The sequence below is a fragment of the Rhizobium rosettiformans genome, from assembly GCF_016806065.1.
In the GTDB taxonomy this organism is placed as follows: Bacteria; Pseudomonadota; Alphaproteobacteria; order Rhizobiales; family Rhizobiaceae; genus Allorhizobium.
The window spans coordinates 4,179,855-4,203,091 of the sequence record NZ_CP032405.1; the positions used below are offsets into that span (position 1 = coordinate 4,179,855).

Annotated in this window: 19 protein-coding genes and 1 pseudogene; 9 read left to right on the plus strand and 11 right to left on the minus strand. The window is 60.4% G+C overall.

The genetic code is table 11. The features are described from left to right. Positions 1–2: 2 nt before the first annotated feature. The 5 genes and pseudogenes from leuA to D4A92_RS20610 form a co-directional block, all read right to left on the minus strand. Positions 3–1,718, minus strand: coding sequence for a 2-isopropylmalate synthase (gene leuA, locus D4A92_RS20590; RefSeq protein ID WP_203016981.1), 1,716 nt, complete (start codon positions 1,716–1,718; stop codon positions 3–5). Between the two features lie 326 nt (positions 1,719–2,044). Continuing rightward, a complete protein-coding gene (gene brnA, locus D4A92_RS20595) occupies positions 2,045–2,293 on the minus strand; it encodes a type II toxin-antitoxin system BrnA family antitoxin (protein WP_246753985.1) in 249 nt (82 codons plus the stop codon). 37 nt (positions 2,294–2,330) lie between these two features. After that, positions 2,331–3,095: a pentapeptide repeat-containing protein gene (locus D4A92_RS20600; protein WP_203016982.1), complete on the minus strand. Its 765-nt coding sequence runs from the start codon at positions 3,093–3,095 to the stop codon at positions 2,331–2,333. 575 nt (positions 3,096–3,670) lie between these two features. Next, positions 3,671–4,657 (minus strand): annotated as a pseudogene (locus D4A92_RS20605) (IS1595 family transposase); the annotation flags it as partial. Between the two features lie 298 nt (positions 4,658–4,955). Beyond that, complete coding sequence (locus D4A92_RS20610) at positions 4,956–6,134, minus strand: benzoate/H(+) symporter BenE family transporter (protein WP_203016984.1); 1,179 nt, start codon at positions 6,132–6,134, stop codon at positions 4,956–4,958. Positions 6,135–6,426: 292 nt separating this feature from the next. Here D4A92_RS20610 and D4A92_RS20615 point away from each other — a divergent pair, with 292 nt between their 5' ends. The 4 genes from D4A92_RS20615 (at position 6,427) to D4A92_RS20630 (ending at position 10,031) form a co-directional block, all read left to right on the plus strand. Beyond that, positions 6,427–7,524, plus strand: a complete 1,098-nt coding sequence (locus D4A92_RS20615; RefSeq protein ID WP_203016985.1) for a carboxynorspermidine decarboxylase — start codon at positions 6,427–6,429, stop codon at positions 7,522–7,524. A 50-nt stretch (positions 7,525–7,574) separates the two neighbouring features. Next, positions 7,575–8,813: a saccharopine dehydrogenase family protein gene (locus D4A92_RS20620; RefSeq protein WP_203016986.1), complete on the plus strand. Its 1,239-nt coding sequence runs from the start codon at positions 7,575–7,577 to the stop codon at positions 8,811–8,813. Between the two features lie 288 nt (positions 8,814–9,101). Then, a complete protein-coding gene (locus D4A92_RS20625; protein ID WP_203016987.1) occupies positions 9,102–9,605 on the plus strand; it encodes a hypothetical protein in 504 nt (167 codons plus the stop codon). 81 nt (positions 9,606–9,686) lie between these two features. Further along, on the plus strand, positions 9,687–10,031 hold the full coding sequence (locus D4A92_RS20630; protein ID WP_203016988.1) for a hypothetical protein: 345 nt from the start codon (positions 9,687–9,689) through the stop codon (positions 10,029–10,031). Positions 10,032–10,102: 71 nt separating this feature from the next. On the opposite strand, the gene D4A92_RS20635 is transcribed toward D4A92_RS20630, so the two are convergent. Beyond that, complete coding sequence (locus D4A92_RS20635) at positions 10,103–10,687, minus strand: ATP-dependent Clp protease proteolytic subunit (protein WP_203016989.1); 585 nt, start codon at positions 10,685–10,687, stop codon at positions 10,103–10,105. 186 nt (positions 10,688–10,873) lie between these two features. Here D4A92_RS20635 and D4A92_RS20640 point away from each other — a divergent pair, with 186 nt between their 5' ends. Continuing rightward, on the plus strand, positions 10,874–12,217 hold the full coding sequence (locus tag D4A92_RS20640; RefSeq protein WP_203016990.1) for an HD-GYP domain-containing protein: 1,344 nt from the start codon (positions 10,874–10,876) through the stop codon (positions 12,215–12,217). Between the two features lie 3 nt (positions 12,218–12,220). Here the strand turns inward: D4A92_RS20640 and D4A92_RS20645 are convergent, their stop codons facing one another. After that, positions 12,221–12,652, minus strand: coding sequence for an Lrp/AsnC family transcriptional regulator (locus D4A92_RS20645; protein WP_203016991.1), 432 nt, complete (start codon positions 12,650–12,652; stop codon positions 12,221–12,223). Positions 12,653–12,797: 145 nt separating this feature from the next. Here D4A92_RS20645 and D4A92_RS20650 point away from each other — a divergent pair, with 145 nt between their 5' ends. Together D4A92_RS20650 and D4A92_RS20655 are read left to right on the plus strand one after the other, a co-directional pair. Then, positions 12,798–13,901, plus strand: a complete 1,104-nt coding sequence (locus tag D4A92_RS20650) for a saccharopine dehydrogenase family protein (RefSeq protein ID WP_203016993.1) — start codon at positions 12,798–12,800, stop codon at positions 13,899–13,901. Between the two features lie 249 nt (positions 13,902–14,150). Beyond that, the gene (locus tag D4A92_RS20655) at positions 14,151–15,521 is read left to right on the plus strand and encodes a putative bifunctional diguanylate cyclase/phosphodiesterase (protein WP_203016995.1); all 1,371 of its coding nucleotides are present in this window, start codon (positions 14,151–14,153) and stop codon (positions 15,519–15,521) included. 17 nt (positions 15,522–15,538) lie between these two features. On the opposite strand, the gene D4A92_RS20660 is transcribed toward D4A92_RS20655, so the two are convergent. After that, positions 15,539–16,978, minus strand: a complete 1,440-nt coding sequence (locus D4A92_RS20660) for a coniferyl aldehyde dehydrogenase (RefSeq protein WP_203016997.1) — start codon at positions 16,976–16,978, stop codon at positions 15,539–15,541. Between the two features lie 628 nt (positions 16,979–17,606). Next, positions 17,607–17,861, minus strand: a complete 255-nt coding sequence (locus D4A92_RS20665; RefSeq protein WP_203017000.1) for a GlsB/YeaQ/YmgE family stress response membrane protein — start codon at positions 17,859–17,861, stop codon at positions 17,607–17,609. A gap of 535 nt (positions 17,862–18,396) precedes the next feature. On the opposite strand from D4A92_RS20665, the gene D4A92_RS20670 reads away from it, so the two are divergent. Then, a complete protein-coding gene (locus D4A92_RS20670; RefSeq protein WP_203017002.1) occupies positions 18,397–18,840 on the plus strand; it encodes a hypothetical protein in 444 nt (147 codons plus the stop codon). Positions 18,841–19,215: 375 nt separating this feature from the next. Here D4A92_RS20670 and D4A92_RS20675 read toward each other — a convergent pair whose 3' ends face one another. Then, complete coding sequence (locus D4A92_RS20675; RefSeq protein WP_203017004.1) at positions 19,216–21,777, minus strand: GcvT family protein; 2,562 nt, start codon at positions 21,775–21,777, stop codon at positions 19,216–19,218. A 229-nt stretch (positions 21,778–22,006) separates the two neighbouring features. Further along, positions 22,007–22,438, minus strand: a complete 432-nt coding sequence (locus D4A92_RS20680) for a pyridoxamine 5'-phosphate oxidase family protein (RefSeq protein WP_203017006.1) — start codon at positions 22,436–22,438, stop codon at positions 22,007–22,009. Between the two features lie 237 nt (positions 22,439–22,675). On the opposite strand from D4A92_RS20680, the gene D4A92_RS20685 reads away from it, so the two are divergent. Next, positions 22,676–23,209, plus strand: coding sequence for a DUF992 domain-containing protein (locus D4A92_RS20685; protein WP_203017009.1), 534 nt, complete (start codon positions 22,676–22,678; stop codon positions 23,207–23,209). The last annotated feature ends 28 nt before the right edge of the window (positions 23,210–23,237 follow it).

Genomic DNA, 23,237 nt, shown 5'->3' on the forward strand with positions numbered 1-23,237 from the left:
CATCAGGCCTTCTTCTGCTCGTCCAACACACGGTTGGCGGCAGAGACGATCGCTTCCAGCGAGGCCGTCACGATATTCGTGTTGATGCCGGCACCGAAGAGCTTGCCGCCTGCGTGGGCCATCTCGACATAGGCGATGGCCGCCGCATTCGAGCCATGCTGCAGCGAATGCTCCGAATAATCCTGCACCGAGAGATCGATGCCGAGATAGGTCGACAGCGCATTGACGAAGCCGTCGATCGGTCCCGTTCCCTTGCCCTCGATCCGCTTTGTCTCGCCATTGTCGGTAATCTCGGCGGCAACCACCCGAATACCCTTCTGGTCAGTCCCGGCTGGATAGGTGTGGTGATCGACGAACTTGATGCGCGCGCCGGTCTGATCGACATAACGTTCGATGAAGCGGTCGTAGATCTTCTTCGAAGGCAGTTCCTTGCCCTCCTCGTCGGTGATCCGCTGGATATCCTCACGGAACTCGATCTGCAGGTTGCGCGGCAGGTTGATGCCGTAGTCTTCCTGCAGGATATAGGCGATGCCGCCCTTGCCCGACTGCGAGTTGATGCGGATGATGGCCTCATAGGTGCGGCCGACATCCTGCGGATCGATCGGCAGATAAGGCACTTCCCAAACCGGCGAGTTTGCCTGGCGGATCGCCTTCATGCCCTTGTTGATCGCGTCCTGATGCGAGCCGGAGAAGGCCGTATAGACCAGTTCGCCGACATAAGGGTGGCGCTCAGGGATCACCATCTCGTTGGAATATTCGTAGACGGCCTTGATCCGCTCGATATCGGAGCAGTCCAGCTCCGGATCGACGCCCTGCGTATACATGTTCAGCGCCAGGGTGACGATGTCGACATTGCCGGTGCGCTCGCCATTGCCGAACAGCGTGCCCTCGACACGGTCGGCGCCCGCCATCAGACCGAGCTCGGTGGCAGCAATCCCAGTTCCGCGGTCGTTGTGCGGATGCAGCGAGATCAGCACATTCTCGCGGTTGTCGATGTTGCGGCACATCCACTCGATCTGGTCGGCATAGATGTTGGGCGTCGACATCTCGACGGTCGATGGCAGGTTGAGGATCAGCTTGTTCTCCGCCGTCGGCTTTACCTCGGCGATGACGGCGTTGCAGATCTCCAGCGCCACTTCCAGCTCGGTGCCGGTAAAGCTCTCAGGCGAATATTCGAAGCGATAGCCGCCACCGGCCTTGGCCGCCATGTCCATGATCATCTTCGCCGCATCGACGGCAATCTGCTTGATGCCGGCGACATCCTTGCCGAACACGACGCGGCGCTGCAGCTCGGACGTGGAATTGTAGAAATGGATGATCGGGTTCTTGGCACCTTCCAGCGCTTCGAAGGTCCGCGTGATCAGCTCCGGCCGGCACTGCACCAGCACCTGCAAAGACACATCGGCGGGAACGCCGCCCTCTTCGACGCACCAGCGGGCGAAGTCGAAATCGGTCTGCGAGGCCGACGGGAAACCGATCTCGATTTCCTTGAAGCCCATGTCGAGCAACAGCTGGAACATGCGGGCCTTGCGGTCATGCCCCATCGGGTTGACCAGCGACTGGTTGCCGTCGCGCAGGTCGACCGAGCACCAGATCGGCGCCTTGTCGATCACTTTCGACGGCCATGTGCGGTCGGCAATATCGATCTGCGGATAGGGGCGGTACTTCTGCGAAGCGTCCGGCATGCCCTGCTTCACGGTATGGGTCTTCAAAATCATTGTCTTGGTCTCTTCTCGTCCCTGGCGGCTGCCGTGGCTGATAACAAATCAGCGGAGCTTTGGCACGTCCGAACAGGCCCTATTCAAAGGATGGATTGCATTACAAAGGGGATTTCGAGGAGCAATCGCCAAACGGCTGACCCGGCCGCCGGGCGCTCCTCAATGGACCCGGCAACCGCGGATAAGGCCGAGAAGAAGAAGCGAGTTTGGCGCCGGCGCGACGAAGCCGGCCGCAGCGCGGGCCGTCATCTCAGTCGCAGCAATGGTCGTGCCGTTGGTCTTCATGGGATCAGGAATAACGCGATGAATTGAATCGCGCAAGGGTGTTATTCGGCGGCGGATGGTCTTGCCGCGTCCAGCTTTTCGCGAAGCCATTCTTCAAGCAGGGAATCGACGGATACACCCAGCTCACGAGCCTGTCGCTCGAGCCTGAGCTTCGTGCCCTGCTTGACGGTGACGGTCAGTGTGACGGGCTCAAGATTGGGACGCGTGGCCGTACTCCAGTCGACGTATTCACTGATATCCTCGCCGTCATCGAACTTCCGATCGAATCGTTCAACAGTTTTGATGGTCACAACAGATAGCCTCGAAAGTAATTGAACGTTTAGATCACTACCACTTCGGCCCCCTTCCCATCAGCTTGGTCAAGAAATTTGCCAAAATGGCAAGATAAAGCACTACAAATACCCTGAAGCCGAGTTCAACCATCTCTCTATATTCAATAGCTGGGTCGTACTCTGCTTTTAACGCAGTGCCAATAGCAAGATTAATTGACGTGTAAAGATAAGAAAAATAGTATTTTATATATACATAAAGACCAGACTCGCCGTTTACAGAGGAATTCTCATCAAGAAACACAATTACGGAGGGGCATATAATGAATATCAGGAAAAAACCAACAACAAAAAGGCGAAAAATAGACGTTACGTCTCCAAATACAACGGATCCAGCTGAAGAGACAATCAACCTAAAAAAAGCGCGCGCACGAGATAGAAAACTATACTTTTTATAGTACGGATCTTCTGCAATTATCATCTTCCTCCAGAATTTTCGTTTTTCTATGTTATGACCAATCAGAAATTGGGGCGCCTCCCTCCATCGCGCAATTCTGTGCGCCTCCGCCGCGCAATTCAGCAACATAACGTCATTGGCAGAATGCTTGTCTGTCATCGCTGCAGACAATTGGTCATACGGAATAACGCACCGCAAAAACTCAGCATGCTCAATTGTAGAGTCTTTAAGAACAATCCCAGTAGTAGTACATATTTCAAAGTGACACCCGACAAACTCACAATGAACAAACTCTGAGTCCTTCATGTAACAGCCAGAAAATATGCAGTCTACAAAACGACAATGATAAAACTTTGCATTTTTCATAAGGCTTATCCCGTTCGCACAGGTTCACACCACCAATTGAGAATTAGGCCCCACTGAAATTCAGGGGAGGCCTCTACCACTGGTAGCGAAACAAGATCGAAGGTCTGCTATTCGAGATGCCGCTTTCTTTGCAGAAAGTGCAAAGAAGTCCTTCGGCCCCCAGCCTCACCAGGGACATGGACAGATTCGCTGCGGTGCGTCGATTAGAGAGGTGGTTAGGCCGAGGCTTTGGCTCTTCCGTCCACAGGCGACTTCAATCGCGGTGACGTGAGTTTGGAGCCGACCGGGATGTGGCGCAGATATCCGGCGGCGATGTCGCTCGGTGCCAGGCTCGGCGGATGGATATAGCGGCGGGTGTTTCGCTCCTCGCCTAGTCTCCGTGGCGGCAATGCTGGGCGCTTCGGCTTGCGCCGAAAATACTTGTGCCGTTCCTCGTCACGTCGGATGTCATCCAGAGCGTCGAAGATGTCCATCCCGTTCTCGAAGGCGTAGTCCTGAGCGCGTCTCAGCCGTTTGGGATCGACCATCTTCAGCACTTGCGTGCGGTGCTCTTGTTTCCACTTGCGTGTGTCCCCGACGATCCCCCGCCAGGTGATGGGACCCATCTTCTGGCCAAGACCAAGCAGGGTGTCGATGGATGTCTGGAAGCTTCGGCGTCGGTTCCATCGGAAGACGAATTCGTTGCAGTAGATGTCGACGTGCTTCTCACGAAGGCCGTGGTACGTCCCCATGGCCCAGCGCTTGAAGTTGGAGAAGATGCGATGAACCCACTTCAGCACGATGTGGGCTGGCAGCGCGTTCTTGGCGCTGAGGTTATGCGCCTTGTGTTTCCGCTCGGGCGGCCGTTCGTATGCGCTGTAGCCGTCGGTGATGATCTGCGTGCCTGGCGCGGTGTTGTTTTTGATAAAGCGTTGCAGCGTCTCACGATCAGCGACCTCGACACGCTGCAATCGCATGCGGCCTGGATAGTGTTTATCGACGATCTCGACCGCGCCGACGAGGACCATCTTCCCTATGCGGCTACGGCCTTGTCCTCCCGTGACGGGGTCCGTCTTCTTGCGGTACGGCACGTTGGTCTCGTCCATCTCGACGACGCCGCTCAACGGCCGCCGTTCTGGATTCACCATGGCGCGACGGAGCTTGTGGAGAAGGAGCCACGAGGCCTTGTAGCTGACGATGCCGAGCTTGGCCTGAAGTTGGAGGGCTGACATACCGTTTGAATGTGTCGCCATGAGATAGGCCGCCAGGAACCATTTGCGCAACGGCAGATGTGTTCCGTGCATGACCGTTCCCGCGATCAGCGAAGTCTGATGACGGCAGCCGGTCCTCGTCCGTTCACCCTTGGCATCCTCCCAAACGCCCTGACATTCCCAGACCCACGGCCGTGCCTCAAGCCGCCAGGCACGGTTGCCGCCACACTTCGGGCATTTGAAGCCGCTTCGCCACCGTTTCTTGGCCAGGTATTCCGCACACGCGTAGTCGTCGGCGAAGTCCGAGGTGAACTTCTCCAGCGAGGGAGGCCGATCCTCGGCCCAACGGGTTGGAAACAGGCTTTCGCTCATCCTGCCCATATAGCCGAGCAGGGGAGACACGTCATGCGTGAGCGCTAGATGTGGTTAACACCTGTACGAACGGGATAAGCCTTTTTTTCATACCACAGTCTGCGAAAAGAAAATGCTCAAATACGGAGTTATCTATGCATATCTTATCTAATATTTTTCCTACAACTTTCTGGGTACGGTAGGATGAGTTGCTCCCCAAATTTCCCGACAGTTCCGTTGCATGAGTAATCCGGAGCGCAGACTTGAGCATAACTTCCCCTCTATTTTATAAATAGTTTAATCGTAATCAAATCAGTTTTCAACCCCGCCGTGCAATCCGCACCAGCCCCAGCATCGCCACCCCGGCAATCAGCCCCCAAAACGCCCCCGAGATCCCGAGGATCGAAATCCCCGACGCCGTCACCAGGAAGGTCACGGCCGCCGCCTCCCGTGTCTCGGGCACCTGGAACGCCGCAACCGAAGACCCCGAAAACGCCCCGATCAGCGCCAGGCCCGCGACCGATTGAATGAGGATCGGCGGCGCAAGCGACACGAAGCCGGTCACGGCACCGGCCGCCAAGCCCAGCAGCACATAGCCAATGCCGGCGATGATTGCCGCCCAATAGCGCCTGGCAGGATCCGCATGCGCATCCTCGCCCGCGCACATTGCCGCCGTGATCGCCGCGAGATTGACCGCGTGCCCGCCAAACGGCGCCGACAGCGCGGAGAAGAGACCCGTCACGGCAAACATCGGTCCCGGGTTCGGCTCGTATTTGTTGACCTTGAGGATCGCGATGCCCGGAATGTTCTGCGAGGCCATGGTGACGATGAAGAGCGGCAGCGCGATCGAGATCAGCGCCGGCAGCGTGAATTGCGGCACGACGAACTCCACTGGCGGCGCGAGGGACGCCGCCCAACTCGCCATGGCACCCTCCGGCAGGTCAACGCCGAAGACGATGACAACCACGAAGGTCAGCAACGCAGCCGGCACGGCATAAAGCCGCTTGAAGGCCGCGACGACAGCCCAGACGACGAGGATCGGCAGACCGAGAGCCGCATCGAAGGCCACCGCCTTGAACGGCGCAAAGCAGAGATTGAGGATCACGCCAGCCAGCATGGCATTGGCAATCGGTGCCGGGATCGCAGCCACAGCCCGGCCGAAGGGCCGGATGAGCCCCGCGAGCACGATCAGCGCCGCACAGACGAGGAACGCCCCAACCGCCGCTGGAAACCCGCCCAGCGGAATGCCCGCCGTCGCCATGAGTGCAGCACCCGGCGTCGACCAGGCAACCGAGACCGGCAGCTTCGTCCAGACACTCAAGACGATCCCGCAGATCCCCATGGCAACCGACAGCGCCATCAGCCCGGAGGCCGCCTCATAATCCGTCGCACCCACCCCCTTTAGCCCCTGCAGCACGACGGCAAAGGAACTGGCAAAGCCGACAAAGGCGACGAGCACGCCCATGAAGGCGGCCTGGGGGGAGAAGTCTTTCAGCATGGCAGGATCCGAACGGGACAAGGAAGGGCGAAAGCTGCAAGCATTCGACGTCCGTCGCTTGAAATGCAAGCCGCATGACGCCACCTGCGGTACGCCCGCAGGCAAGCTGTCAACTCCGCCGAACCGTGTCATGCAGGTTTCACCTTGTTCGGGCATCCCGGTGGCACGACTCGTGAAAAGCCGAGCTTCCGCTTGCCTTTTTACCCCCATTTGCCTAAGGGACCCCTCCGACGCATTCGGGGCGTCCCGTTCACTTCCGCCAGATATGGCTGGGTTCACGAAGGATAGAGCCTTGATCCAGACTCCCTATTACCTGATCGACAAGTCGAAGCTGCTTCAGAACATGGAGAAGATCGCGACCTTACGCGAACTCTCCGGCGCAAAGGCGCTTCTGGCGCTCAAATGTTTCGCCACCTGGTCCGTCTTCGATTTCATGCGCGATTATATGGACGGCACGACCTCGTCGTCGCTCAATGAAGTCCGGCTCGGCCATGAGCGCTTCGGCAAGGAAACCCACGCCTATTCCGTGGCCTATGCCGATTACGAGATCGACGAGGTCGTGTCGCACGCCGACAAGATCATCTTCAACTCGATCGGCCAGCTGACCCGCTTCGAGCAGCAGTCTTCGGGGATCATCCGCGGCCTGCGCCTCAATCCCGGCGTCTCCTCTTCGAGCTTCGACCTCGCCGACCCCGCCCGCCCCTTCTCGCGGCTGGGCGAATGGGATCTGAAAAAGGTCGAGCCGGTCATGGACCTGATCTCCGGCTTCATGATCCACAACAACTGCGAAAACGGCGATTTCGACCTTTTCGACAAAATGCTCGGCGACATCGAACAGAAGTTCGGCCCGCTGCTCAAGAAGGCCGACTGGGTCTCGCTTGGCGGCGGCATTCATTTCACCGGCGAGAACTATCCGCTGGAGAAGTTCGCGGAGCGCCTGAAGCGCTTCTCCGGCGAGTTCGGCGTCCAGGTCTATCTGGAGCCCGGCGAAGCCTCGATCACCAAGTCGACCACACTCGAAGTCACCGTGCTCGACAAGCTTTACAACGGCAAGGATCTTGTCGTGGTGGATTCATCCATCGAAGCGCATCTCCTCGATCTCCTGATCTACCGGGAAAGCGCGAAGGTCCACCCCAACCAGGGACCGCACCGGTACCAGGTCTGCGGCAAGTCCTGCCTCGCGGGCGATATCTTCGGCGAGTTCAATTTCGAAAAGGAACTGAACATCGGCGACCGCATCTCGCTGCAGGACACCGCCGGCTACACGATGGTCAAGAAAAACTGGTTTAACGGCGTGCAAATGCCGGCAATCGCCATCCGCGAACTGGATGGCAGCCTCAGGACGGTCCGTGAGTTCGACTACACGGACTACGAAACAAGCCTGTCTTGAAATCCTTCAAGCCCAGGTTCTGACGATTGGACATAGGAGTTGGTCCCATTATGAAGAAGAACGTGCTCATCATCGGCGCCGGCGGCGTCGCGCAGGTGGTTGCCCACAAGTGTGCGCAGAACAATGACGTGCTCGGCGACATCCATATCGCTTCGCGCACCAAGGCGAAGTGTGACGCCATCATCGCTTCGGTTCACGAGAAGAAGGCGATGAAGCAGCCGGGCGTTCTCGAAGCCCATGCGCTCGATGCGCTGGACATCGAAGCCACCAAGGCGCTCATCCAGAAGCTCGGCACCGGGATCGTCATCAATGTCGGCACCGCCTTCCTCAACATGTCGGTGCTGCGCGCCTGCATGGATACCGGCGTCGCCTATATCGACACCGCGATCCATGAAGAGCCGAACAAGATCTGCGAGACCCCGCCGTGGTACGGAAACTACGAGTGGAAGCGTGCGGAAGAATGCGCTGAAAAGGGCATCACCGCCATCCTCGGCGCCGGCTTCGATCCGGGCGTCGTCAACGCCTATGCGCGTCTCGCCAAGGACGAATATCTCGACAAGGTGACCGACGTCGACATCGTCGACATCAATGCCGGCAGCCACGGCAAGTATTTCGCCACCAATTTCGACCCGGAAATCAACTTCCGCGAGTTCACCGGCGTTGTCTATTCGTGGCAGGGCGGCGAATGGAAGGTCAACAAGATGTTCGAAATCGGCAAGGACTACGACCTGCCGGTCGTCGGCACCCGCCGCGCCTATCTCTGCGGCCATGACGAAGTGCACTCATTGGCCAAGAACATGGACGGCGCCGACGTGCGCTTCTGGATGGGCTTTGGCGATCACTACATCAACGTCTTCACCGTGTTGAAGTCGATCGGCCTCCTCTCCGAACAGCCAGTCAAGCTGGCCGACGGTTCCGAAGTCGTGCCGCTCAAGGTCGTCAAGGCCTGCCTGCCCGACCCGGCTTCGCTTGCCCCCAATTACGAAGGCAAGACCTGCATCGGCGACTACGTCAAGGGCTTCAAGGACGGCAAGGAAAAGACCGTCTTCCTCTACAACGTCGCCGACCATAAAGAGGCCTATAACGAAGTGGGCAGCCAGGGCATCTCCTACACCGCCGGCGTCCCCCCGGTCGCAGCCGCCATGCTCGTCGCCACGGGCGAATGGGACGTGAAGAAGATGGCCAACGTCGAAGAACTGCCGCCCAAGCCCTTCATCAACCTCCTGAACAAGATCGGCCTGCCGACCCGCATTCAGGATGAGAACGGCGATCGGGCCGTGGAGTTCTAAGAGCGCCGGTAGCGCTTGATGATTGAGGGAATGCGGACCCCGCCGGAGAAATTCGGCGGGGTTTTCTTATGCCCACAAGCCCACCGTCGTCATCCTCGGGCGCAGTCCCGAGGATCTACAGCCGTCCGCGGCAGACGGTATGGTCAAGAATGCGGATGCCATGGCAGATGCTCGGCACAAGCCGAGCATGACGAAACAAGTCTTCTGCCTAGTCTCCCATATCCACCCCTCCCCCGCCATGCTACGAGGCCGCAACACACCACCCCACACCTGCCGAGACACCCGCCCATGCCCCCTGCCCTCTACGCCGACCTCACCGCCGCCCTCCGCCCCCTGCTTGCCGAACTCCACCAAACCCCCGATCTCTTCCAGACCTGGGACGCCCATCTGGAGCTTGTCGCGGCCGGCGGGCTCGTGGTGGTGAAATCGAAGCGGGCGAAGGGGCTGGTCGATAGCCTGTTCTGGGGCCGAGCGCCGGGCTCAAGCGAGAACAGGCAACTGCCGGAAGCGACCGCCTTTGCCGCCATCGACCGCTTCCTCGGTCTCGGCGCCCATCTGGCGCTTTCGGATGCGCTGCCGGAAGGTGCGGTGCTCGACGAAGCCTTTCCCCATTGCGCGGTGAAAATCTCCTATCGCAAGAAGGGCGCGCCGAAAGCTCTGTCACTGTCGATGATCTTCATCGGCTTCAACGACGAGGCGGATGCGATCGCCTATGCGGAGCGCGCAGAGGGCAACTTGCCGCTGGTCATGACCCGGCCGCTGATGGCTGACCGGCTGCACGAGTGGCGCTGAAAGCAGGCTCATCTGCCTGAGACGACGGAACTTTCAGGCTTCCTGCGACTTTCTCCGCCACGACATCAAAGGAGCCTCATCATGTCCGCCAAGTTCCTGCGCGCAGCGCTTGTGACCACGCTCGCCCTCGCCGGCCTTCCGCTCGCCGCCCCCTTTGCCGCCCCGGCTTCGGCGCAAGGGATCGAGTTGCGCATCGGCCCGGATGGTGTGCGCCCGATTATTCGCGAGCGCGAAGCCGAGCGTGACCGCCGCGACCGTAATCGTGGCTGCAGCCCGCGTGAAGCTCAGCGTGCGGCCGCCCAAGAGGGTCTGCGCCGCGCCGAAGTGGTCCGCGTCACGGATCGCAGCATCACGGTACGCGGCTTTACCCGTCGCGGGCCTGAACAGCTGCGCTTCGCCAATCGTCGCGGTTGCCCGCTGATCTGATCGAAAAGCCTCAAAGGAAAAAGCCGCCGGATCGCTCCGGCGGCTTTTTTGGTATTCGCGGCGAAAACCGATCAGCCGATGTCGGCGTGGCTCTCGATGATCTTGCCGACCAGGCCATAGGTGACGGCGTCTTCGGCCGACAGCCAGTAGTCGCGGTCGATGTCCTTGGCGATCTTCTCTTCCGACTGGCCGGTGGCCTTGGCGTAAATCTTGATCAGGCGCTCGTTCATCTTGATGATTTCGCGGGCCTGGATCTCGATATCCGAGGCCATGCCGCGGGTGCCGCCAGACGGCTGGTGCATCAGGAAGCGGGTGTTCGGAAGGGCCAGACGGCGTTCCTTCGGAACCGCGACGAAAATCAGCGAGCCGGCAGAGGCGGCCCAACCGGTCGCGATGATCCAGACCTTCGGCTTGATGAAGCGGATCATGTCGTGGATCGCATCACCGGCTTCCACATGACCGCCCGGCGAGCAGACGAACACGCGGATGTCTTCATCGGAAGCGGCAGCGAGCGCGACGAGCTGCGTGCAGACCTTCTGCGCCAGCTCCATGGTGATACCGCCATAGATGAAGATCGAACGCGACTTGAAGAGGTTCGCTTCCGTTTCCTTGCCGATCGGCAGTTCCTTGCTCTTGTCGTCTTCGTCTTCGTTCATCACAGGGGACAGTCCTCGTTGGTTTGGCTTATCCGCACATAGTGCGTCTCATGGCTTAAGACAATGCGGGAAAAAGACAAGCACGGAAGCGATGAACAGGAGGTTGACACACATGCTTGGCCGACCCGTGTTCAACACCCGTTCTTAATATTAGCGGGATAATCTGCCCCTGACGAAGGAGCCCCCATGACCGAGACCATCCGCCTGGCAGAACTGATCGAGGCCCTCAGCCATGCGCTCGACATGACGGAGGGCCAGCCCGCCGGCCATTGCGTCCGCTGCTGCTTCATCGGCACGCGCATTGGCAAGGCGCTCGGGCTTGGCGAGGAGGCGCTGCGCGATCTCTATTACACGCTGCTCTTGAAGGATCTCGGCTGCTCGTCCAATGCCGCCCGCATCTGCGAGCTCTATCTGGCCGATGACCTGAAATTCAAACACGACTTCAAGTTGGTCGACGGCTCCTTCCCGCAGATCCTGAAATTCGTGCTCTCCCACACCGGCATGGAAGCGGGCCTTGCCGAGCGCTTCCGCGGCATCCTCAATGTGTTCAAGAATGGTGGCCAGTTCACAACCAGCCTGATCCAGACACGATGCCAGCGCGGGGCCGAAATCGCCCGGCAGATGCGCTTTTCCGAAGAAGTGGCCCGCGGCATTCTCGATCTCGACGAACATGTCGATGGCGGCGGCCAGCCACAGGGGCTGAAAGGATCGGAAATCCACCTCTTTGCCCGTATCGCACTGATGGCGCAGGTGATCGACGTCTTCTTCGTCCACCAAGGCCCGGAAGCCGCCCTCGTCGAGGTGAAGAAGCGCGCCGGCGGCTGGTTCGATCCGGAACTCGTCAGGGTCTTCGAGGCATTGGCCTCGCCGGTCTTCTTCGCCGAGCTCGGCTCGGAGAATCTGGAAGCCTATGTGCTGGCGCTCGAACCGGGCCGCCAGGCGGTGATGGCCGACGAGTGCTATCTCGATGATATCGCTGCCGGCTTTGCCCGCGTCATCGACGCCAAAAGCCCCTACACCTCAGGCCACAGCGACCGCGTCGCCCTGTTTACCGACATGATCGCCGAGGAAATGGGCATGGCATTGCCGGAACGACGCCGCTTGAAGCGCGCCGCCCTGCTGCACGACATCGGCAAGCTCGGCGTCTCCAACAGCGTACTCGACAAGCCGGGCCGGCTGGAAGGCGAAGAGTGGCAGCAGATGCAGCGCCACGCGGAATTTTCCGAGACCATCCTGTCGCGCATCGCAGCCTTTGCCGATCTCGCCTTGATCGGCGGCGCCCATCACGAAAAGCTCGACGGCTCAGGCTATCCGCGCGGCCTGAAGGGCGACGAGATTTCCTTCGAGACCCGCATCGTCGCCACCGCCGATGTCTTCGATGCGCTCACCGCCGACCGCCCCTACCGGGCCGCGATGCCTGTCGAAAAGGCACTCGCCATCCTCTGGGAAGGCGCCGGCCGCCACCACGATGAAACCTGCATCGCAGCACTCGAACGGGCACTGGCAAGGGCGGAACTCAAGGCGGCGTAATCTTTACCGCGATATCCGCGTCGACAGGATGATCGACGACAGCGTCCGCTCTACGCCGGACAATTCGCCGATCCGGTCGATCAACCGGTCGAGCTCGGAAATCGACGGGGCGGCGACAATGGCGATCAGGTCGTAGGGGCCGTTGACCGAATAGAGTGCGGTCACTTCGCGGATCGCATTTAGCTCTCCGGTCACCGCGGTCAGCGCCTTCGGCGCGATGGTGATCATCACATGCGCCCGGATCAGCCCGCTCTCATAGGCATCGGAGAGCCGCACCTGATAGCTGGCAATCACCCCTTGCGCTTCCAGCCGCTCAAGCCGGGCCTGAACCGTGGTGCGGGAAAGATTGAGCCGCCGCGCGAGTTCCGCCACCGGCATTCGCGCATTCTCCGAAAGCAGGGAGAGCAACTCCCGATCCTTGTCCGTGATCTGCATTTCGCCCACTTTATCCGTCGATACGTGAAGACTGATACTGCAATCTGATCAGATCGTCACTTGGAATCGACAGCCTCCGCCCGCACACTGCTTTGACAAATGACATCTCGTCCGAATTGCGGACATCAGGCATGCGAGGGGCAACATGAAGAACATCACCATCATCGGCGCGGGCAAGATCGGCGGCGCAATTGCCCGGATGCTCGCCGAAACCGGCGACTACACGGTCACAGTCGCGGACCGCAGCGCCGAACAGCTGACAAAGCTCGACGCGCATCCCGCCGTAAAGACACTCGAACTCGACATATCAGACGCAAACGCTCTCGACGCGGCCCTTTCCGGCCAGTTCGCCGTGCTCTCCGCCGCTCCTTTCCACCTGACCGGCGCGATCGCCGAAAGTGCCGCCCGCACCGCGACCCACTATCTCGACCTCACCGAAGATGTGGCAACGACCCGCAAGGTCGAAGAGCTCGCCCGCGGCGCACGCTCCGCCTTCATTCCCCAGTGTGGCCTCGCCCCCGGCTTCATCTCGATTGTCGCGAACGACCTGACAAAACATTTCGACACGCTGGACACGGTGCGCATGCGCGTCGGCGCCCTGCCGCAATATCCGTCCAACGCGCTGAACTACAATCTCACCTGGTCGACCGACGGCCTGATCAACGAATATATCGAGCCCTGCGAGGCGATCGTCGAGGGCAAGCTAATCACCGTGCCGGCCATGGAAGAGCGCGAGGAATTCTCCCTCGACGGCGTCACCTACGAGGCCTTCAACACCTCGGGCGGCCTCGGCACGCTGGCCAAGACGCTGGAAGGCCGGGTGCGCACCATGAACTACCGCACGATCCGCTATCCCGGCCACCAGGCGATCATCAAGGCACTTCTGAACGACTTCAACCTGAAGAACCGCCGCGACGTTTTGAAGGACCTCTTCGAAAACGCCCTGCCCGCCACCATGCAGGATGTGGTCGTCGTTTTCGTCACCGTCTGCGGCTGGAAGGATGGTCGCTACCTGCAGGAAACCTATGCCAACAAGGTCTATGCCGGTGTGGTCGCGGGCAAGAAGATGAGCGCCATCCAGATCACCACGGCCGCCGGCATCTGCACCGTGCTCGATCTGCTGGCCGACGGCACCCTGCCCCAGGCCGGTTTTGTCCGCCAGGAAGAGATCGATCTTCCCGCCTTCCTCGCCAATCGCTTCGGCCGCGTCTACGATCCCGAGGTCATGAAGGTCGCCAAGGCCGGCTGAAAGTCGAACTGTTAATTCTCCGGGGGGAGGATGGACCGTCAAGGTCCAAAGGGGCGGTTCATCGCGAGATGAGCCGCCCCGAATATTGTTCGGCCCGAAAAGCTTCGCGACGAACAGAAAAACTTGATCATCGAGATACATGGTTTCTTTAGCGGGCTAAGTTAGGGTATCCTGAATTTCAGCCTCCGAAAGCACTTGGATCACCGTGCCAGAGAGGCCTAACCGGGCCCTGAAGGGACGATTTTGCGGATGATGTTCGGCAAGGGCAATCAGGAGGACAAGGCGGATCGTGTCATCCGGGTCTATCAGGCCGTGACACTTGCCGTGGCGGGCGTCGCGCTGTTCTGGACGGTGATCTTCCTGGTCCGGGGCTATCCGTTGCTGGCCTTCGCCGAATTCTTTCCGGTGATCGCCGCCCTTGTCTGCTTCGCGCTCGTCACCCGCCGACGGCTCGATCTCTTTCTTCTCGTTGCGCAGATCAGCTTTCTCTTTTTCGTCATCGGCTTCTGCCTGATGTTCGACGTGCCGCAGAATGGCGCACCGCGCGTCACCCATCTCTTCCTGCCGGTGCTCGGCATGCTCGCCTACATCAATTATCTGCGCCGCCCGTCCCGCCTGCAGCTGTCGGTGATCGCTGCAAGTCTGATCGCATTTGTCGTCCTGCATGCCGCCGATCTGCGGCTCCCCTTTGCCCAGCCGGTTCCCCCGGACCTGCACCGCATCGGCGTCTGGCTCAATCCCACCATGGCCGCCCTCATCTTCTGCACTGCCATCTACGCCCTGCAGCAACGGCTCTCGGCGCCGCGCGGCATCGCCCGCGATCTGGTGGCAGCCCTCCGGCATGGCGAGCTCAGCCTCGCCTACCAGCCACAGGTCGATGGGAAGGGGGAGATCACCGGCGCCGAAGCCCTGCTGCGCTGGCATCATCCAGCGAAGGGCCCGATACCACCCTCCACCTTCATCCCGGCTGCCGAGGAAGTTGGGCTAATGCCGCTCGTCGGCAGTTTCGTGCTCGAAGAGGCGCTGGCGACTCTTTCCCGCTGGCAGGCCGATCCGAAGCTCGGGGACCTCACCCTTTCGGTCAATGTCAGTGCCAGCCAGTTCAACGAGGGCGATTTCGAAACAACGCTGCGGAACTTGCTCACCCGCCACCGCATCGATGCCACACGGCTGAGGCTCGAACTTACCGAAAGCGTCTTGATCGCCGGGCTCGAACCCGTGGCGGAAAAGATGGCATCCCTGAAGAAGCTCGGCCTCACCTTCTCGCTCGACGATTTCGGCACCGGATTTTCCTCGCTTGCCTATCTGCGTCGCCTGCCGGTGAGCGAGCTCAAGATCGACCGAAGCTTTGTCACGGCAGCCGCCGAAAACGACCGCGACGCCGCCCTCGTCCGCTCGATCAGGGCGATTGCCACCGATCTCGGCCTCGAAACCGTCGCCGAAGGGGTGGAAACCCCGGCGCAGCTCGCCTTTCTCAAGACGACCGGCTGCCGGGTCTTCCAGGGCTATCTCTTCGGCCGCCCCATGCCGCTTGCCGATTTCGAGCTCTCGGTGCTCGCCCCGACGCCGAAGCCGGTGCTGGCCCCGGAACGGCCGTCGCCCCGCCTTGCTGCCGGCTGACCCGCAAACCTGACCACTCAGCCGAAGCGGCCGAGCAGTTTCAGCATCCACTCCGCCATGCGACCATAAGGCGGATAGAGGAATTTCACGCCCGAGATCGTCGATTGCTTCAGTACCGGCTTTTCCTTGCTGAGCGCGAGGAACCCCGCTTCGCCATGATAGGCGCCGTAGCCGGAGGCACCGACGCCGCCAAAGGGCAGATCGTCCTGGGCGAGATGCAGGATCGTGTCGTTGATCGTCACGCCACCGGCAATCGTACCCGTGAGGACACGCTCCTGCGCCGCCTTGTCGTCGCCGAACCAGTAGAGCGCCAGTGGCCGGTCGCGCCGGTTGATATAGGCAATCGCCTCGTCCAGCGTGTCATAGGGCACGATCGGCAGGATCGGCCCGAAGATCTCTTCCGACATCACCGCGGTCTCATCAGGCGCACCGATCACGGCCACCGGCGAGAATACCCGTCGCTCGCCGTCATGCGGACCACCTAGCTCGACCACCTCCGCACCTCGGTCGCGCGCCTCCTCGACCAGCCGGGTGAGCCGCGAAAAATGCCTTGGGCTGATGATCGAGGTGTAATCGGCATTGGCAGGAAGCCCGGGATATTGCCTGTTAACCTCTGCCTTAACGGCAGCGAGGAAGTCCTGGACCCGCTCGCGCGGCACCAGCGCATAATCGGGCGCCACACAGGTCTGGCCGGAATTCAAAAGCTTGCCCCAGACGAGGCGCGGCACGGCCTTGTCGAACTGCACGGAAGCGTCGAGAATAGCGGGCGACTTGCCGCCGAGCTCGAGGGTGACAGGCGTCAGGTTGTTGGCGGCTGCTTCCGCAACCTTGCGGCCGACGGCGGTTGATCCGGTGAAGATCAGGTGGTCGAAGGGTGCAGCGGTAAAGGCGGTCGCCACCTCAGGCCCGCCGGTGACGACGGCCACCTCGTCCTCGGCGAATGTCTCGGCAACGGCCTTGGCCAGCACTTCGGAAAAGGCCGGCGTCAGCTCGGACGGTTTCAGCATCGCCCGATTGCCGGCAGCAAGCGCGCCGGTCAGCGGCGAGAGCATCAGGTTGAGTGGATAGTTCCAGGGGGCAACGATGCCGACCACGCCGAGCGGCTGTCGCAGAATGACCGCCGAGGCAGGCTTGCCCGTCCAGGCGAGCGACACGCGGCGCGACCGCATCCAGCGCTTCAGATGCTTACGCGCGTGGCGGATCGCGGCGCGCACCGGCACGATGTCGGTGAGCGTGGTAACGACGGCCGGCCGATTGCCGAAGTCCTCAGAGATTGCCACGGCGAAACGCTCCTGCCAGGCTTCAACCATCCGATCGAGCCGCGCCAGGCGATCGTCGCGGATGGCATGGCTTGGGGTCACGTCAGCGGCCCAGGCGGCTTTTTGGGCGGCAAGCAGGGATGCGATGCGCGCGGCCGGATCTGCGATCTCTGCTTTCGGCGATACCTGTCCGTCCATGGCCGTTTCCTTCTCATTGTTCTTCTTGTTCAATGTGGGCAGTTTACGGTGGTTTGTTCAAGGGAGAACGAATTGTTTTTGGGCCCCTCTCCGCTTGTGGGAGAGGGGCCCAAAATCGAGGTTTAGCCCGATCAGGGCTAAACCTCAGATTTTGTTGGTGAGGGGATTGGTGATGGTGGCACGACGAACGGACCCCCTCACTTGCGAAATCTGAAGTTTAGGCGGCTTGCGCTCGCCTAAGCCTTCGATTTCGCTTTCTCCCCCACCAAGGGGGAGATGGGTTCCGCCCATGCGTCTCGACAGCCTCATGCTGAGGTGCCCACGTGAAGCGCGGGCCTCGAAGCATCCCTCTTTCTCACTATATAGGTGGCCTCGCCCTTCGAGGCCCGATGAGGTCGGGCACCTCAGGATGAGGGTTCCAGCGAGCCCGGAAATTGTGCCTGCAACAGCACGCCACCCTGGCGCGTCTGAGATCGCATCGTCAGGTGTATCCGAGGGCGGGACAGCTCCAAGTCTACGAGAGAAAAAAGGGCGGGGATGAAACATCATCTCCGCCCTTGTTTTCATTGGGGAATGCCTTGAGCTCATCCCCCTTGCACTGCGAAGATCGAGGGGGTTTAGACGCTATTTATCGTCGAACCATTCTGCCGACGGCGATCAGCATGCACGCGCCGATAAAACCGATGATCAGATAGGCGATTGCCCCGGCAAAGGCCACGTTGAACACGGCGGCCAGGATGAAGTTGAGCGCGATGGCGCCCACGATTCCCAGCAGAATGTTCATCACGAGCCCCATATTGCTACGCATGAACCGCTCCGCCAGCCAACCAGCGAGACCGCCGATCACGATTGCGCCGAGAATACCCACGCCGTTCAGATCCATCGTCTTATCTCCATCATCGTTTGAATGATGGAACAATGAATTCTGCCGGCAAATGTTCCTTTCTGGTCACCGCCTGTCTATTATTCGCTTGCGAGACGAGGTGCCGCCGCCCATGGCGCCAGACCGCCCGCACCACGACATCTCCCCTGCACAGGCCGGAAGGATCATGGCCCGCCGAATGGTGTAGCTGGGTGATAGCGAAGCCGGTCGCGAGCGCACCCGCCAACCTGTTGTAGCAAGCGGGCGGCGCCTAAGGCGTCTCTCCTCTCGCGGGCAGACGGCGAATAGGTAAACGACAGGGTGGGACTCACTTCTGTGGCAAGACACGGGACAGTTTCTGAGGTCTTACCGGGACCAGTTCCTCGGCTTCAACCGACAGGCTGAAGTTGTCTTTTTTACCCCCTGGATTAGCCTCTCGGACAAAAATGACCTCACGGACTGGATTAACTACGAGCGTGCGGCATGGCCTGTCTGGCAGTGCGCCATCGCCGAGGTCAACCAGGGCCTTGAAGGGGAAAGCAGCCGACCGATTAGGATGATTCCGGCATCCCTGGCGCTTGCTGCATTGCTGGAAGACTTTCACCGAAATCCGGATCAACCAGGATTCGAACAGCTCAATAAGCGCGAACTTACTGATGCGCTCTTCTCCGACACAGTGCATCTGACACCACTGGGAAGCTATTTCATGGCTGCAGTGACTGCGAGTGCCCTATACGGCCGGTTGCCGGCTGAGGCACACCCGAATGGCCTTCCGATTAAACAGGCGACAACATTACAGCACTTTGCGGCGAACTTCATTGCCGACTACCGCCGTTCCGAACCGGCATCTACCGGCGCCTGTGGTAATCGCATCGGCTGGGCCTTCGCCGCCCATTACACTGGCTACATCGAAAAAACATTCTATCGCGAAGAAATGGGCTATATTCGCGCAAAGCTTCAGCGCCTGGTGGATCTGCTTCGCTTCGTGCGAGCAATCTGACAACCGATTGCGACCAGGATCGCGCCAGTGACGGCAGGTGCCTCATACTTCCCGAGCCATCTCGACTGGACACGAGGTGGCATTCCTCAAAAATGTAGAGAAGTCGGAAGCTGATTGCTTTATCTCGCCGCGATAGAGCGTGCTGCGCCCCACCGCCCGCCTGGCCGAACAGGCGAAGCAGTCCGCCAAGGCGATTGAGAGAGCAGAGTTCCTTGACGTTGGCACAGTGCTGTCGGCGTTTTGCGAAGAGCGGAAAACCTATGTCTCAGCTCAGCATCTCGATGTCCAGAGCCGGTTTGAGAAGGAAAACTCGTCAAAACCCCGCCGGCCTTTCGACCGACGGGTCCATAACCCCCAGCGCTAACCGCCCTGCCCTTAGCTGCGCGGCTTCAAGTTCTCCGGATCGTACAGCGGCTTATATCCCACTGCGGCCACCTCGACCGGGAAGCTCTCGGCGAAGTATTCCACGTTCAGCTTCCGCCCCACTTCGCAATACTCCGCCGGCAGATAGGCGAGTGCGATGTTCTTGCCGATCGTCGGACCATAGGCCACCGACGTCGTGTAGGAGCGCCGTCCGAGGCTGTCGACGAGCACCTCGCCGGTGGCGGGGTCGACGACCGGCATGGAGCCGACGGGGTAGCGGGCGACGCCCTTTGAGTCGACATTGTCGGTCATCACGAGCGTGCAGAGCATGGCCGGCTGCTGGGCTCGGGCCTTGTATTCGAGATGCTTGGCCTTGCCGCGGAAATCGGCTTCCTTGACCTTCGGACGCGCCAGATCCGCCTCGATCAGGTTGTACTGCGTCAGCAGATCGGCGTTCTGCAGGCGCAGGCTCTTTTCCATGCGGCGCGAGTTTGCATAGGTCTCGACGCCGAAGGCCATGACGCCGGTGGCGCGCAGCGCATCCCAGACGACAAGGCCGTCTTCGTATTTCATGTGCAGTTCCCAGCCCTGCTCGCCGACATAGGAGATGCGGAAGGCAGTGACGGATTTGCCGGCGATTTCGATCTGCTTGATCGCGGCGAAGGGGAAGTTTTCGGGGTCCAGACCAGCCGGATCGGTGACTGCCTTTTTCAGCGTATCGCGGGCGTTCGGGCCCCAGATGCCGATGGTGATGTATTTTTCCGACGTATCGGTGATGGTGACGTCGAGGCCCCGATCTTGGGCGACACGCTTCATGTAGTGGAAGTCGCGCGGGCCGGCATCGGCGCCGTTCACCAGGCGGCAGCGGTCGGCGAGGCGGAAGACGGTGAAGTCGGCGCGCACCATGCCCTCGTCGTCGAGGAAGTGGGTATAGATGCCCTTGCCGATATTCGCGTCACCGCCGATCTTCGCGGCGCAGAGCCATTCGAGCAGCTCGACATGATCAGGGCCTTCGATGTCGACCATGTGGAAATGAGAAAGATTGACGATGCCGCAATCCTCGCTCATCGCCAGATGTTCGGCATTCGAAACACGCCAGAAGTGTCTGTTATCCCATTCGTTTTCACGAACCGGAACGCGGTCGCCATACTTTTCAAGAAGGTGCTCGTTGGCAGCATAGCCATGCGCACGCTCCCAGCCGCCGAGTTCCATAAAATAGCCGCCGAGCTCGACTTCGCGTTCATACATCGGCGAGCGCTTCGCGCCGCGACCGGATGCATAGGGTTCGCGGGTGTGGACCGCCGGGAAGTAAATCTTCTGGGCGGCCTCGTAGCAGCGGCCGGCGATGAAGTCTTCGGTCAGCTGGTGCGGATAGAAGCGGGCGTAATCGATCGAGTTGTGGTCGATCTCAGTGCGGCCATCGGTCATCCAGTCGGCAATCAGCTTGCCGTAGCCGGGGCCGTCCTTGACCCAGATGGCGACGCAGTACCAGAGGCCGCGCACCTTCTGGCTTTCGCCGCAGGACGGGCCGCCAGCAGCGGAGACCTGCAGGAGGCCGTTGAACGAATGGCTCTCGTTATAGCCGAGCTCGCCAAGAATCGGGGTGAGTTCCATGGCGCGCTCGAGCGGCTCGATGATCTGCTCCATGTCGAGGTCGCGCTGCGAGGGCGAGAGGCGTGCCTCGTGCTTTTCGAGGAGCTCGCGCGGATGGCACATGCGCGGATTGTGCTGCTCGTAATAGCCCCATTCGATCTGGCCGCCCTCTGATGTCTTCGGGTCGCCGGTATCGCGCATATAGGCGGAATTGCCTTGGTCGCGCAGCAGCGGATAGCCGATATCCTTGCCGGTGCCTTCGAACTCGTTATACGGACCGAAGAAGGTCAGCGGATGGTCGACCGGCATGACGGGCAGGTCTTCGCCGACCATTTCGGCAATCAGGCGGCCCCAGAGGCCGGCGCAGACGACGACGTGATCGGCCATGATCGTACCGCGATGGGTGACGACGCCCTTGATGCGACCATTCTCGACGATCAGCGACTGGGCCGGCGTATTGCCGAACATCTGAAGTTTGCCGGACTTTTCAGCCGCATCGACGAGCTTGCCGGCAACGGTCTGCGAGCGCGGAATGACGAGGCCGGCGTCGGGATCGAACATGCCGCCCATGACCTGATCTTCCTCGATCAGCGGAAAGAGCGACTTGATCTCGGCAGGCGAGACATAATGCGCGCGTGTGCCGAAGGCGCGGGCCGATGAGAGCTTGCGCTTGATCTCTTCCATCCAGGTGTCGTCACCGGTACGGGCGACTTCGAGACCGCCGATGCGGGCGTAGTGGCCCATCTTCTCGAAGAAATCGATGGAATACTGCGTCGTCCAGACCGAGAGATAGTCGTGGCTCGTGGTGTAACAGAAGTCCGAGGCATGGGCAGTTGAGCCGATATCGGTCGGAATGCCCGACTTGTCGATGCCGACGATATCGTCCCAACCGCGCTCGATGAGATGATGGGCGATCGACGCGCCGACGATGCCGCCTAGACCGATGATGACGACTTTCGCCTTGGTCGGAAACTCTGCCATAGCCTTGTGAACCCTGATGTCTGGGAGTGGATGATGTGGCACCGATCTTAAGAGGCGGGCAAAGACAATTGCAGCCTGTCTGCGACATTCTGCAAGAGACCCACGACCCGTTTGCACCGCAAAATCCGTCTGATCGCGGCGCGATGGGCGGAAGGGATGTCGCATCGGGAACGAGAATGGGCGCCGACAACAGTCGACGCCCATTTAATGTGTTTGCCGCAGGTGAAAATCAGACGCGGATCACGCCATTGTCCTCGCCATCCCAATACTGGATGGTCTCGGCATGCACCTTGATCATGATGATGCCGGGTGTGTCCATGCCCTCGGGGAACCAGCGATCGAGATCCTTGGTCCAATGGGCTTCGAAGACGGCCTTATCGGCAATAAGGCTGGCGCGACCTTCGACGGCGACGAAGATGCCAGGCTTTCCGAGCAGGCTGGGCGGGGCGGTGAATGTGAGCGACACGGTCGGATCGGCCGTCAGTTCGCGGATCTTGCGGGTGTCGGTATAGGAGAAGAAGTAGCTGTCGCCGTCATAGTCGACATCGCCGTTATTGCTCATCGGTCGGCTGGCGATGGCGCCGAATTCGGACTTGGTGATCATCATGCAGAAGTCGATCTTCTGCATCTTCTTGGCGAGTTCGGGAAGGGTGAGCGTCATGGGGGCCTCCGGCTTGAGTGTCCGGGACAAGCGCCGAACGGCGCAAATGTTCCGGCAAGGAAAGCCCGGCGCGGCGCCGGTTCTCCTTAGGCCGATAAGCCGGTGGATCGCCACCTTGCCGCCTATCTTCAGCCTCAGTTGGATCAATCTTTGCCGATAGGCGTTGTTCCACGCTGTCCGAGAAGCCGAAAACGGCCACCCTCCCCGCGGGCAGCAGAACATGGAAGGAGAAATCCCATGAAGAAATTCGTTACGCTCACCCTCGCCGCCCTCCCCGTCCTCACCTCGGCCGGCATCACCACCGCCGCAGACATGACCGGCGCGGCCCCTGCCCCCGTCGTCATCGAAAGCGACCGTGTCGGCGGTGTTCGCATCGGCTACCTGGATTGCCAGATCGGCGGCGGCTTCGGCTATGTCCTCGGCTCGGCCAAGACCGCCGATTGCGCCTTCACCTCCGTGATCGACGGCGAGCCGCTCGACACCTATTCCGGCTCAATCAAGAAGTTCGGCGTCGACCTCGGCTTCACCACCCAGAGCCGCGTGGTCTGGGCCGTCTTCGCCCCGACCGCCGGTTACCACAAGGGCTCGCTCGGCGGCCTTTATGGCGGTGCGACTGCGGAAGCGACCGTCGGGGCCGGCATCGGTGCCAATGTGCTGTTCGGCGGCACTTCCGGCTCGATCCACCTGCAGCCCGTCAGCATCTCCGGCCAGATCGGCCTGAACATCGCGGCCACCGGCACCTCGATGACCTTGCAGCCGTCGGCAATCTGATCGGTCGCATTCGTCGGTCAATAGAAAA